This window comes from Shigella sp. FC1567 (assembly GCF_001743015.1).
Lineage (GTDB): Bacteria > Pseudomonadota > Gammaproteobacteria > Enterobacterales > Enterobacteriaceae > Escherichia > Escherichia coli.
The window spans coordinates 1-13,042 of the sequence record NZ_MIIV01000030.1; the positions used below are offsets into that span (position 1 = coordinate 1).

10 protein-coding genes, 1 tRNA gene and 4 pseudogenes are annotated in these 13,042 nt (G+C 51.5%); 9 read left to right on the top strand and 6 right to left on the bottom strand.

The genetic code is table 11. The features are described from left to right. The 6 genes and pseudogenes from BHE85_RS02520 to fucR all read left to right on the top strand — a co-directional run. Window positions 1–333, top strand: a pseudogene (locus BHE85_RS02520) (IS1-like element IS1X2 family transposase); the annotation flags it as partial. A 15-nt stretch (window positions 334–348) separates the two neighbouring features. Further along, window positions 349–1,389, top strand: a pseudogene (gene fucP / locus BHE85_RS02525) (L-fucose:H+ symporter permease); the annotation flags it as partial. Window positions 1,390–1,421: 32 nt separating this feature from the next. Beyond that, window positions 1,422–3,166, top strand: a pseudogene (gene fucI / locus BHE85_RS02530) (L-fucose isomerase). Continuing rightward, on the top strand, window positions 3,163–4,581 hold the full coding sequence (gene fucK, locus BHE85_RS02535) for an L-fuculokinase (RefSeq protein WP_000808385.1): 1,419 nt from the start codon (window positions 3,163–3,165) through the stop codon (window positions 4,579–4,581). Before fucI ends, fucK begins: the two are co-directional and overlap by 4 nt. Window position 4,582: 1 nt before the next feature. Further along, the gene (gene fucU / locus BHE85_RS02540; protein ID WP_000920840.1) at window positions 4,583–5,005 is read left to right on the top strand and encodes an L-fucose mutarotase; all 423 of its coding nucleotides are present in this window, start codon (window positions 4,583–4,585) and stop codon (window positions 5,003–5,005) included. A gap of 57 nt (window positions 5,006–5,062) precedes the next feature. Beyond that, complete coding sequence (gene fucR / locus BHE85_RS02545) at window positions 5,063–5,794, top strand: L-fucose operon activator (RefSeq protein WP_005008091.1); 732 nt, start codon at window positions 5,063–5,065, stop codon at window positions 5,792–5,794. A 43-nt stretch (window positions 5,795–5,837) separates the two neighbouring features. Here the strand turns inward: fucR and rlmM are convergent, their stop codons facing one another. The 4 genes and pseudogenes from rlmM to BHE85_RS02565 all read right to left on the bottom strand — a co-directional run bounded on the left by rlmM (window position 5,838) and on the right by BHE85_RS02565 (window position 8,839). Beyond that, window positions 5,838–6,938, bottom strand: coding sequence for a 23S rRNA (cytidine(2498)-2'-O)-methyltransferase RlmM (gene rlmM / locus BHE85_RS02550; RefSeq protein ID WP_001045538.1), 1,101 nt, complete (start codon window positions 6,936–6,938; stop codon window positions 5,838–5,840). Then, window positions 6,931–7,325: pseudogene (locus tag BHE85_RS02555) on the bottom strand (DUF423 domain-containing protein). Before BHE85_RS02555 ends, rlmM begins: the two are co-directional and overlap by 8 nt. 18 nt (window positions 7,326–7,343) lie before the next feature. Further along, window positions 7,344–8,261 (bottom strand): glycine cleavage system transcriptional regulator GcvA, encoded by a 918-nt coding sequence (gene gcvA / locus BHE85_RS02560; RefSeq protein WP_000044401.1) that lies wholly within the window; start codon window positions 8,259–8,261, stop codon window positions 7,344–7,346. Between the two features lie 350 nt (window positions 8,262–8,611). After that, entirely contained in the window at window positions 8,612–8,839 is a 228-nt protein-coding gene (locus BHE85_RS02565) for a YgdI/YgdR family lipoprotein (RefSeq protein ID WP_000750398.1), read from the bottom strand. Window positions 8,840–9,030: 191 nt separating this feature from the next. On the opposite strand from BHE85_RS02565, the gene csdA reads away from it, so the two are divergent. Both csdA and csdE read left to right on the top strand, forming a co-directional pair. After that, entirely contained in the window at window positions 9,031–10,236 is a 1,206-nt protein-coding gene (csdA, locus tag BHE85_RS02570; protein WP_004985928.1) for a cysteine desulfurase CsdA, read from the top strand. After that, complete coding sequence (gene csdE / locus BHE85_RS02575; RefSeq protein ID WP_000184257.1) at window positions 10,236–10,679, top strand: cysteine desulfurase sulfur acceptor subunit CsdE; 444 nt, start codon at window positions 10,236–10,238, stop codon at window positions 10,677–10,679. Before csdA ends, csdE begins: the two co-directional genes overlap by 1 nt. Before the next feature lie 50 nt (window positions 10,680–10,729). Here the strand turns inward: csdE and tcdA are convergent, their stop codons facing one another. Both tcdA and mltA read right to left on the bottom strand, forming a co-directional pair. Beyond that, a complete protein-coding gene (tcdA, locus tag BHE85_RS02580; protein ID WP_000117723.1) occupies window positions 10,730–11,536 on the bottom strand; it encodes a tRNA cyclic N6-threonylcarbamoyladenosine(37) synthase TcdA in 807 nt (268 codons plus the stop codon). A gap of 76 nt (window positions 11,537–11,612) precedes the next feature. After that, the gene (mltA, locus tag BHE85_RS02585; RefSeq protein WP_000678655.1) at window positions 11,613–12,710 is read right to left on the bottom strand and encodes a murein transglycosylase A; all 1,098 of its coding nucleotides are present in this window, start codon (window positions 12,708–12,710) and stop codon (window positions 11,613–11,615) included. 208 nt (window positions 12,711–12,918) lie between these two features. Here mltA and BHE85_RS02590 point away from each other — a divergent pair. Beyond that, window positions 12,919–12,995, top strand: a tRNA-Met gene (locus BHE85_RS02590). Window positions 12,996–13,042 lie beyond the last annotated feature (47 nt).

The window sequence follows — 13,042 nt, forward strand, 5'->3', positions numbered from 1 at the left end:
TGGCTGTTTTACGCGTATGACAGGATACGGAGGACGGTTGTGGCGCACGTCTTCGGTGAACGCACTCTGGCCACACTGGAGCGTCTTCTGAGCCTGCTGTCGGCCTTTGAGGTCGTGGTATGGATGACGGATGGCTGGCCGCTGTATGAATCACGCCTGAAGGGAAAGCTGCACGTTATCAGCAAGCGTTACACTCAGCGCATTGAGCGACATAATCTGAATCTGAGACAACATCTGGCAAGGCTGGGACGGAAGTCACTGTCGTTCTCAAAATCGGTGGAGCTGCATGACAAGGTCATCGGGCATTATCTGAACATAAAACACTATCAGTAAGTTGGAGTCATTACCGGAATTATTACTGGGTTATTTTTATATGCCCTGGGCGCTGCATTATTCTGGCCCGCTGCAGAAATAATGAACTACACCTTATTTTTAGTTGGCCTATTTATTATTGCAGCCGGATTAGGTTGTCTGGAAACTGCCGCAAACCCTTTTGTTACGGTATTAGGGCCGGAAAGCAGTGGTCACTTCCGCTTAAATCTTGCGCAAACATTTAACTCGTTTGGCGCAATTATCGCGGTTGTCTTTGGGCAAAGTCTTATTTTGTCTAACGTGCCACATCAATCGCAAGACGTTCTCGATAAAATGTCTCCAGAGCAATTGAGTGCGTATAAACACAGCCTGGTATTATCGGTACAGACACCTTATATGATCATCGTGGCTATCGTGTTACTGGTCGCCCTGCTGATCATGCTGACGAAATTCCCGGCATTGCAGAGTGATAATCACAGTGACGCCAAACAAGGATCGTTCTCCGCATCGCTTTCTCGCCTGGCGCGTATTCGCCACTGGCGCTGGGCAGTATTAGCGCAATTCTGCTACGTTGGCGCACAAACGGCCTGCTGGAGCTATTTGATTCGCTACGCTGTAGAAGAAATTCCAGGTATGACTGCAGGCTTTGCCGCTAACTATTTAACCGGAACCATGGTGTGCTTCTTTATTGGTCGTTTCACCGGTACCTGGCTCATCAGTCGCTTCGCACCACACAAAGTCCTGGCCGCCTACGCATTAATCGCTATGGCACTGTGCCTGATCTCAGCCTTCGCTGGCGGTCATGTGGGCTTAATAGCCCTGACTTTATGCAGCGCCTTTATGTCGATTCAGTACCCAACAATCTTCTCGCTGGGCATTAAGAATCTCGGCCAGGACACCAAATACGGTTCGTCCTTCATCGTTATGACCATTATTGGCGGCGGTATTGTCACTCCGGTCATGGGTTTTGTCAGTGACGCGGCGGGCAACATCCCCACTGCTGAACTGATCCCCGCACTCTGCTTCGCGGTCATCTTTATCTTTGCCCGTTTCCGCTCTCAAACGGCAACTAACTGAACATATTTTCCGAATAAAGTGAGGAATCTGTAATGAAAAAAATCAGCTTACCGAAAATTGGTATCCGCCCGGTTATTGACGGTCGTCGCATGGGTGTTCGTGAGTCGCTTGAAGAACAAACAATGAATATGGCGAAAGCTACGGCCGCACTGCTGACCGAGAAACTGCGCCATGCCTGCGGAGCTGCCGTCGAGTGTGTCATTTCCGATACCTGTATCGCGGGTATGGCTGAAGCCGCTGCTTGCGAAGAAAAATTCAGCAGCCAGAATGTAGGCCTCACCATTACGGTAACGCCTTGCTGGTGCTATGGCAGTGAAACCATCGACATGGATCCAACCCGCCCGAAGCCATTTGGGGCTTTAACGGCACTGAACGTCCCGGCGCTGTTTACCTGGCAGCGGCTCTGGCAGCTCACAGCCAGAAAGGCATCCCGGCATTCTCCATTTACGGTCATGACGTTCAGGATGCCGATGACACATCGATTCCTGCCGATGTTGAAGAAAAACTGCTGCGCTTTGCCCGCGCCGGTTTGGCCGTCGCCAGCATGAAAGGTAAAAGCTATCTGTCGCTGGGCGGCGTTTCGATGGGTATCGCCGGTTCCATCGTTGATCACAACTTCTTTGAATCCTGGCTGGGAATGAAAGTCCAGGCGGTGGATATGACCGAACTGCGTCGCCGTATCGATCAGAAGATTTACGACGAAGCCGAACTGGAAATGGCACTGGCCTGGGCTGATAAAAACTTCCGCTATGGCGAAGATGAAAATAACAAACAGTATCAACGCAATGCCGAGCAAAGCCGCGCAGTTCTGCGCGAAAGTTTACTGATGGCGATGTGTATCCGCGACATGATGCAAGGCAACAGCAAACTGGCCGATATTGGTCGCGTGGAAGAATCACTTGGCTACAACGCCATCGCTGCGGGCTTCCAGGGGCAACGTCACTGGACCGATCAATATCCCAATGGTGACACCGCCGAAGCGATCCTCAACAGTTCATTTGACTGGAATGGCGTGCGCGAACCCTTTGTCGTGGCGACCGAAAACGACAGTCTTAACGGCGTGGCAATGCTAATGGGTCACCAGCTCACCGGCACCGCTCAGGTATTTGCCGATGTGCGTACCTACTGGTCACCAGAAGCAATTGAGCGTGTAACGGGGCATAAACTCGATGGACTGGCAGAACACGGCATCATCCATTTGATCAACTCAGGTTCTGCTGCGCTGGACGGTTCCTGTAAACAACGCGACAGCGAAGGTAACCCGACGATGAAGCCGCACTGGGAAATCTCTCAGCAAGAGGCTGACGCTTGCCTCGCCGCTACCGAATGGTGCCCGGCGATCCACGAATACTTCCGTGGCGGCGGTTACTCTTCCCGCTTCCTTACCGAAGGCGGCGTCCCGTTCACCATGACTCGTGTCAACATCATCAAAGGCCTGGGACCGGTACTGCAAATCGCGGAAGGCTGGAGCGTGGAATTGCCGAAGGATGTGCATGACATCCTCAACAAACGCACCAACTCAACCTGGCCAACCACCTGGTTTGCACCGCGCCTCACCGGTAAAGGGCCGTTTACGGATGTGTACTCGGTAATGGCGAACTGGGGCGCTAACCATGGGGTTCTGACCATCGGCCACGTTGGCGCTGACTTTATCACTCTCGCCTCCATGCTGCGTATCCCGGTATGTATGCACAACGTTGAAGAGACCAAAGTGTATCGTCCTTCTGCCTGGGCTGCGCACGGCATGGATATTGAAGTATTGCAGGAGCGATTATGAAACAAGAAGTTATCCTGGTACTCGACTGTGGCGCGACCAATGTCAGGGCCATCGCGGTTAATCGGCAGGGAAAAATTGTTGCCCGCGCCTCAACGCCTAATGCCAGCGATATCGCGATGGAAAACAACACCTGGCACCAGTGGTCTTTAGACGCCATTTTGCAACGCTTTGCTGATTGCTGTCGGCAAATCAATAGTGAACTGACTGAATGCCACATCCGCGGTATCGCCGTCACCACCTTTGGTGTGGATGGCGCTCTGGTAGATAAGCAAGGCAATCTGCTCTATCCGATCATTAGCTGGAAATGTCCGCGAACAGCAGCGGTTATGGACAATATTGAACAGTTGATCTCCGCACAGCGGTTGCAGGCTATTTCTGGCGTCGGAGCCTTTAGTTTCAATACGTTATATAAGTTGGTGTGGTTGAAAGAAAATCATCCACAACTGCTGGAACGCACGCACGCCTGGTTCTTTATTTCGTCGCTGATTAACCACCGTTTAACCGGCGAATTCACTACTGATATCACGATGGCCGGAACCAGCCAGATGCTGGATATCCAGCAACGCGATTTCAGTCCGCAAATTTTACAAGCCACTGGTATTCCACGCCGACTCTTCCCTCGTCTGGTGGAAGCGGGTGAACAGATTGGTACGCTACAGAACAGCGCCGCAGCAATGCTCGGCTTACCCGTTGGCATACCGGTGATTTCCGCAGGTCACGATACCCAGTTCGCCCTTTTTGGCGCTGGTGCCGACCAAAATGAACCCGTGCTCTCTTCCGGTACATGGGAAATTTTAATGGTCCGTAGCGCCCAGGTTGATACTTCGCTGTTAAGTCAGTACGCCGGTTCCACCTGCGAACTGGATAGCCAGGCAGGGTTGTATAACCCAGGTATGCAATGGCTGGCATCCGGCGTGCTGGAATGGGTGAGAAAACTGTTCTGGACGGCTGAAACACCCTGGCAAATGTTGATTGAAGAAGCTCGTCTTATCGCGCCTAGCGCGGATGGCGTAAAAATGCAGTGTGATTTATTGTCGTGTCAGAACGCTGGCTGGCAAGGAGTGACGCTTAATACCACGCGGGGGCATTTCTATCGCGCGGCGCTGGAAGGGTTAACTGCGCAATTACAGCGCAATCTACAGATGCTGGAAAAAATCGGGCACTTTAAGGCCTCTGAATTATTGTTAGTCGGTGGAGGAAGTCGCAACACATTGTGGAATCAGATTAAAGCCAATATGCTTGATATTCCGGTAAAAGTTCTCGACGACGCCGAAACGACCGTCGCAGGAGCTGCGCTGTTCGGTTGGTATGGCGTAGGGGAATTTAACAGCCCTGAAGAAGCCCGCGCACAGATTCATTATCAGTACCGTTATTTCTACCCGCAAACTGAACCTGAATTTATAGAGGAAGTGTGAAATGCTGAAAACAATTTCGCCGTTAATTTCTCCCGAACTATTGAAAGTGCTGGCAGAGATGGGACATGGAGATGAAATTATTTTTTCCGATGCTCACTTTCCCGCCCATTCGATGGGACCGCAGGTGATCCGCGCTGATGGCCTGTTGGTGAGCGACTTGCTCCAGGCGATTATCCCGTTATTTGAACTGGACAGTTATGCACCGCCGCTGGTGATGATGGCGGCGGTAGAAGGTGACACTCTCGATCCTGAAGTAGAACGACGTTACCGTAATGCGCTTTCACTACAAGCCCCGTGTCCTGACATCATCCGCATCAATCGTTTTGCGTTTTATGAACGGGCGCAAAAAGCCTTTGCGATCGTTATCACAGGCGAACGAGCGAAGTACGGGAATATTCTTTTAAAAAAAGGGGTAACACCGTAATCTCATACCGGTACGCCCGCATGACGCGGGCGGTTATCGAATGATGGGGTGAAAAATATGAAAGCGGCACGCCAGCAAGCGATAGTCGACCTGCTGCTGAACCATACCAGCCTGACCACGGAAGCTCTCTCTGAACAGCTAAAGGTCAGTAAAGAAACCATTCGTCGCGATCTCAATGAATTACAGACGCAGGGTAAAATTCTGCGCAATCATGGACGCGCTAAATATATCCACCGTCAAAATCAAGACAGTGGCGATCCCTTTCACATCAGGCTGAAAAGCCATTATGCGCATAAAGCAGATATCGCGCGCGAGGCGCTCGCGTGGATTGAAGAAGGGATGGTGATAGCCTTAGACGCCAGTTCAACTTGCTGGTATCTGGCACGCCAGTTGCCTGACATCAACATTCAGGTCTTCACCAATAGCCATCCGATTTGCTATGAACTCGGTAAACGCGAACGCATTCAACTGATCAGTTCCGGCGGCACACTTGAGCGCAAATATGGCTGTTACGTCAATCCCTCGCTGATTTCCCAACTTAAATCGCTGGAAATCGATCTGTTTATTTTTTCTTGTGAAGGGATCGATAGCAGCGGCGCACTGTGGGACTCCAATGCGATCAACGCTGATTACAAATCGATGCTATTAAAACGTGCCGCGCAATCGTTGTTATTGATTGATAAAAGTAAATTTAATCGTTCAGGGGAAGCCCGCATCGGGCATCTGGATGAGGTAACGCACATTATTTCTGATGAGCGCCAGGTTGCAACTTCTTTGGTAACAGCCTGACGGAAAGGGTAGCAGGCCGAAGACGACGCCCCGGCCTTGCCTGTTATCGCTCGTCGCGACGACCACCCACCGCAGCCCAGATGCGGCGGACGTGCACCGTCACTTCTTCGCGATCGTGATACAACTGCCGCGCCTGAATCTGAGCATTTATGCCATGTTCATCAAGCTGTGCCTGAATATACGCCAGATTGTGTGATACTTCTTCGTAGCGTTTTTTCATCGGCAGTTTGAGATTGAAAATGGTTTCACGGCACCAGCCATTAACCAGCCACTGCGCCATCAATGCCGCAACTTTAGCCGGTTTTTCAACCATATCGCATACCATCCAGGAGATATTGCTGCGTGTCGGACGGAATTTGAAACCGTCTTCCCGCAGCCACGTCACCTGCCCGGTATCCATCAGACTTTGCGCCATCGGGCCGTTGTCGACGGAATAAACCCACATGTTGCGCTTCACCAGTTGGTAGGTCCAGCCGCCAGGGCAAGCGCCTAAATCCACCGCCCACATCCCGTTCGCCAGGCGTTCATCCCACTCATCCGCAGGAATAAACACATGAAATGCCTCTTCCAGTTTGAGCGTGGAACGACTCGGCGCCTCTGCCGGAAATTTCAGGCGCGGAATGCCCATATAGAACGGCGAATTATTGTTGCTGTATGAGTAACCGGTATAGCAGCAGCCTGGTGCAATAAAGAATACATGCACAACCGGACGCTTCGGCGTTTCATAGTTCGCCAGCACCCCGGCATCGCGCAAGGCAGCGCGTAGCGGAACAGTAAATTTACGGCAGAATTTCAGCAACTCTTTGCTTTCGTTGGTATCGGCAACTTCAACACGCAGTTCACCGCCCTTCTCTACTACGCCCTGTAACATGCCGACAATGGGGGTAATACGATCTTCTGGCGGCAAATGCTGCAGGAGTTCCCCCACCACAAACCACTGGCGGGCAAAAATTAATGAACTGAACGGCAGCTCACGGATTAACTTATCGCCATCATCAGGTTGATAACATTCATAAATGACATAACCCGAATTCTCTTTCACGCGGGCAAAACCGAAAATTTCCCGCTGGCCGGCTTTATCGGTAATTTCTGCGGCGCACTCTTTTTCAAAGCCCGGACGGCACAGCAATACAACCTTATTCATGACTTACGCCCTTGCGCTTTAAACGGATAGCACCAACTAACATTAACGCCCAGCCCGCGAGGAAGCTCACGCCGCCAACCGGAGTGACAAACGCCCACAAACGCAGATGGGACAGCGCCAGGCAATAAAGGCTGCCGCTGAACAACACCGTGCCTAACGCGAGGAAAACGCTACTCCAGTAAAACCAGATACTGATGCGACGCTGCATTGCCACCGCCAGACCTAAGATCGCCAGCGTATGAAACGCCTGGTATTCGAGGCCGTCTGGATCCAGCCCATCTCAACGGCCCCCATGGTTTTACTTAACACATGCGCGCCAAAAGCGCCCAGAGCCACAAAAATGAAGCCGCTAATGGCGGCGAAAATCAGCATAAAACGGCTGGTCATGGTCGTACCCTACGTAAATTATTGTTCATAACGAAAGCGGAATTTTTCTTGTTCAGCAGCGGCTTTCGCCAGGATCCATTGGCGAAAGGCGGCTATTTTACCCAGTTCTGCCTGGCTGTCATGACAAACCAGATAAAAAGCGTTTTTACTGACCAGAACATCATTAAACGGGCAAACAAGACGTCCGGCCTCGATTTCAGATTGCGCCATCACGTTATTTGCCAGCGCCACTCCCTGCCCGTGGATAGCCGCTTGCAGCACCATGGCGCTATGGCTAAAAATTGGCCCTTGCTGAACGTTGATATGATTTAACCCCAACTGTCGGGTATATGTCTGCCAGTCACGGCGCGAAGCATCATGTAATAACGTATGTTTAGCCAGATCTTCCGGTGTCTTCAAGGGTTTTTCGCCAGTCAGCAGTAGCGGCGAACACACCGGCAATAAATATTCGGCGTACAGTTTTTCCACCCGTAGCCCCGGCCAGTTGCCCCGACCATAAAATATCGCCACATCAACATCATCCGCCAGCTTATCTTCCTGACGATCAACCGCCTGGATTCGAACGTCAATTCCCGGATAAGCTGAATTAAAGCTGGAAAGTCGCGGAACCAACCAATGAATGGCGAAACTGGGGAGTAAACTGACCGTCAACGCCCCCTTGGCGCTACGGGCCTGGAGTTTACGCGTCGCTTCGGTTAATTGCGAAAATATCTCTTTGATATCGAGGAAATAGCTTTGCCCTTCCTCGGTCAGCAGGAGTGAACGATTACGGCGGCGGAACAGTTTTAGCCCCAAAAAATCCTCAAGAGACTTGATTTGATGACTTACTGCGGCCTGGGTCACAAAAAGCTCTTCTGCTGCGCGAGTGAAACTTAAATGGCGTGCTGCGGCATCAAAAACTCGTAAGGCATTTAGCGGTGGTAATCGTTTAGACATGGCTATTAAACTTTGATGTTAAATGAATTTAACAATTAGATCACACTATGTAACCTATTAGTTTTTTTAATCTGAGCCATTATAAATTGTCCGTTGAGCTTCTACCAGCAAATACCTATAGTGGCGGCACTTCCTGAGCCGGAACGAAAAGTTTTATCGGAATGCGTGTTCTGGTGAACTTTTGGCTTACGGTTGTGATGTTGTGTTGTTGTGTTTGCAATTGGTCTGCGATTCAGACCATGGTAGCAAAGCTACCTTTTTTCACTTCCTGTACATTTACCCTGTCTGTCCATAGTGATTAATGTAGCACCGCCTAATTGCGGTGCTTTTTTTTACCTTGCGATCGCGAATTACTGATCCAGTTCGACCATCTCTTTCACGTCAGTACGGTTGATCTGCTGTTTGTTGCCATTAGCGTCTTTATACGAAATCATACCGGTATCGTTATCAGTCTGTGGTTTGCCGTCAGAGACGATGGTACGTCCGTCATTGGTGTGCATCACATAGTTCGAACCGGAACAGGCGCTCAGGGCAAAAGTCAGCATACAGGCAGAAATAATTGCGGCAGTCTTTTTCATCATCTTCTCCTTAAAGCGATTAATAAATCTTAATAGTATTGATTAACAGGCTAAAATTAACGCCTAACACTATTCAGCATATGTTACTTACGCGGCTTCGCCAGGATATCCAGATAATTCTGATGGTTAGCACTCTCCTTGTATCAAAGTGAATTTTGCGTCACGATCGGTGCATCAAGCCGAGGAGTACCATGAACGTTTTTAATCCCGCGCAGTTTCGCGCCCAGTTTCCCGCACTACAGGATGCGGGCGTCTATCTCGACAGCGCCGCGACCGCGCTTAAACCTGAAGCCGTGGTTGAAGCCACTCGACAGTTTTACAGCCTGAGCGCCGGAAACGTCCATCGCAGCCAGTTTGCCGAAGCCCAACGCCTGACCGCGCGTTATGAAGCTGCACGAGAGAAAGTGGCGCAATTACTGAATGCACCGGATGATAAAACTATCGTCTGGACGCGCGGCACCACTGAATCCATCAACATGGTGGCACAATGCTATGCGCGTCCGCGTCTGCAACCGGGCGATGAGATTATTGTCAGCGTGGCAGAACACCACGCCAACCTCGTCCCCTGGCTGATGGTCGCCCAACAAACTGGAGCCAAAGTGGTGAAATTGCCGCTTAATGCGCAGCGACTGCCGGATGTCGATTTGTTGCCAGAACTGATTACTCCCCGTAGTCGGATTCTGGCGTTGAGTCAGATGTCGAACGTTACTGGCGGTTGCCCGGATCTGGCGCGAGCGATTACCTTTGCTCATTCAGCAGGGATGGTGGTGATGGTTGATGGTGCTCAGGGGGCGGTGCATTTCCCCGCGGATGTTCAGCAACTGGATATCGATTTCTATGCTTTCTCTGGTCACAAACTGTATGGCCCGACGGGTATCGGCGTGCTGTATGGCAAATCAGAACTGCTGGAAGCGATGTCGCCCTGGCTGGGTGGCGGCAAAATGATTCACGAAGTGAGTTTTGACGGCTTCACGACTCAATCTGCGCCGTGGAAACTGGAAGCAGGAACGCCAAATGTGGCTGGTGTCATAGGATTAAGCGCGGCGCTGGAATGGCTGGCAGATTACGATATCAACCAGGCCGAAAACTGGAGCCATAGCTTAGCAACGCTGGCGGAAGATGCGCTGGCGAAACGTCCAGGCTTTCGTTCATTCCGCTGCCAGGATTCCAGCCTGCTGGCCTTTGATTTTGCTGGCGTTCATCACAGCGATATGGTGACGCTACTGGCGGAGTACGGTATTGCCTTGCGGGCCGGGCAACATTGTGCTCAGCCGCTACTGGCAGAATTAGGCGTAACCGGCACACTGCGCGCCTCTTTTGCGCCATATAATACAAAGAGTGATGTGGATGCGCTGGTGAATGCCGTTGACCGCGCGCTGGAATTATTGGTGGATTAATGACAAACCCGCAATTCGCCGGACATCCGTTCGGCACAACCGTAACCGCAGAAACGTTACGCAATACCTTCGCACCGTTGACGCAATGGGAAGATAAATATCGCCAGTTGATCATGTTGGGGAAACAGCTTCCGGCTTTGCCAGACGAGTTAAAAGCGCAGGCTAAAGAGATTGCCGGATGCGAAAACCGCGTCTGGCTGGGATATACCGTGGCTGAAAACGGTAAAATGCACTTCTTTGGCGACAGCGAAGGGCGCATTGTGCTCGGCCTGTTGGCGGTGTTGTTGACTGCCGTTGAGGGGAAAACCGCCGCCGAATTACAGGCACAGTCGCCGCTGGCATTGTTTGATGAGCTGGGATTGCGTGGGCAGCTTAGCGCCTCACGCAGCCAGGGGTTGAATGCGTTAAGCGAGGCAATTATCGCTGCGGCGAAGCAGGTTTAAGCACAGAACCAGGTCGGATAAGACGTTCGCGTCGCATCCGACCTGATTGTTTAACCCTGACGCGCTGCTTTCGCCATCATCTTCTTCAGCGCATGAGAAACCGCAACAAACCCAAAGGTGGCGGTCACCATCGTTGCCGCGCCAAATCCAGATGCACAATCCATCCGCTTCGGCCCTTCTGCCGTGGCTTTCATCGCACACACCGTACCGTCTGACTGCGGGTACACCAGCGCTTCAGTAGAAAACACGCAATCCACGCCGAGCTTACCTATACTGTTTTTCACTACGCCAAAATCGCTTTTCAGGCGCTCGCGCAACTTCGCCGCCAGCGGGTCCTGAATCGTTTTCGCCAGATCGGTAACCTGAATCTGCGTCGGGTCAATCTGCCCACCCGCGCCACCGGTCGTGACCAGCGGGATTTTATTGCGCCGACAATAAGCAATCAGCGCCGCTTTGGGTCGTACACTATCAATGGCATCAATCACGTACGAATAACCGGCACTCATATATTGCGCTACGTTATCCGGCGTCACGAAATCATCCACCACCGTTACACGGCACTCCGGGTTAATCTGGCGAATGCGCTCCGCCATGACTTCCGCTTTTGCCAGCCCGACGTTATCGCGCAGAGCGTGAATTTGCCGATTGGTATTGGTGACGCACACATCATCCATATCGATAAGCGTGATTGCGCCAATCCCCGTGCGCGCCAGCGCTTCCGCCGCCCAGGAACCGACACCACCGATACCAACCACACAAATATGCGCGTCAGCAAACAGTTGCAACGCTTTTTCACCATACAGACGCGCTGTGCCACCAAAACGCTGACGCCATGCATCACTAATTACCACAGACATAGCACCTCAGAATTAAAAAGGGTGAGGTTATCCCTCACCCTGTCGTATCCGTAAAAACGGTATACAGAATAACACATCAGCCGCTAAAGACGTTACCTGCGCCCGGGGCGGTTTTCAGCACCCAGACACGTCCATAGTGGTTGTACCAACCTGCGCGATGTCCGGCTTCCGGCCCGATCCCTTGATAGATATCGAAGTGTTGGCCTTTGATTGCGCCACCGACATCCAGCGCCACCATCAGACGCAATTCGTACTGACCGTTAAATTTGCCGTTATTATCCAGCAGCGGCACTTCTGCCAGCAAGGTAGTACCTGGCGGAATAATTGAACGATCGGAGGCAACAGAAGCACGGCCAACCAGCGGCACCGCACTTGCCCCTTTCACCGGTGCAAAAGATTGCGGTTTAAAGAAGACGAAAGACGGGTTCTGTTCCAGCAGCTCGCGAACCTCGGCTTCACTGTGTGTTTCGCCCCAATGACGAATCGCCTGCATCGACATATCTTCTTTTTTCACTTCGCCACGGTCGATCAGCACCTTACCAATGCTGCGATAGGCATGACCGTTTTTCCCTGCATAGCTGAAAAAGTTAAGCGGACTGCCATCACCAAAGTCGATATACCCACTACCCTGCACATCCATAATGAAGTTATCCATCAGAGAGTTGCTGTAAGCGAGGATGTATTTATCGCCCAATGCCCCCGCGTAGATCTCCGCACGAGACGGCAGACGACCACGTTTTGGCGGCATACGGTAAATAGGATACTGGAACTCGCCCTGGCGGGTATGGCGCGCCTGAATTACCGGCGTGTAATAGCCTGTAAACTGCACGTTACCATAGTTGTCGGCACCTTCCATCTGCCAGGCATCAATGCCGAACTGGCGCATATTGCGGGTATCACCGCCTGCGCGCAGCCACTCTTGCACCGCGTTATAAACATTACTCTGGTTGCCATACAGACGCGGTGACGAATTACGGATATGGTTAATTTGCTCGGCAAAATCACCGGCGTTAATCGGCGCGCCAACGGCATCTGGCTGGTTCACCAGAGAGAAAGGCTGGGTAAATTTCCCGTCTTTATATTGCTGTCCGCGATCGGTTGATTTGGAAGAGCAGGCGGCAAGCATTGCCACAACCGTGCCCATAAGAAGGTACTTTACCCAACGTCCTTTCATTGTTCTCTTCTTCAGGTTAAAAAATAAGGCGCAACGAAGATAACAAACCGCCGCGTTTAATGAAATGAGCAGCCTCTCCCTGACGCAAATTTTGCACAAAAAATAGGCTTTAGTGGTTTGTTTTTGTTCAAAATCATGCTAAATCCGTGATCGGGGTAAAAAAAAGGTTGCATGAAAACGCGAGCGGAGTATAGTGCGCATCCACGGACGCGGGGTGGAGCAGCCTGGTAGCTCGTCGGGCTCATAACCCGAAGGTCGTCGGTTCAAATCCGGCCCCCGCAACCAATTAAAATTTGATGAACGTAAAGCAGTTACGGTGACGCGGGGTGGAG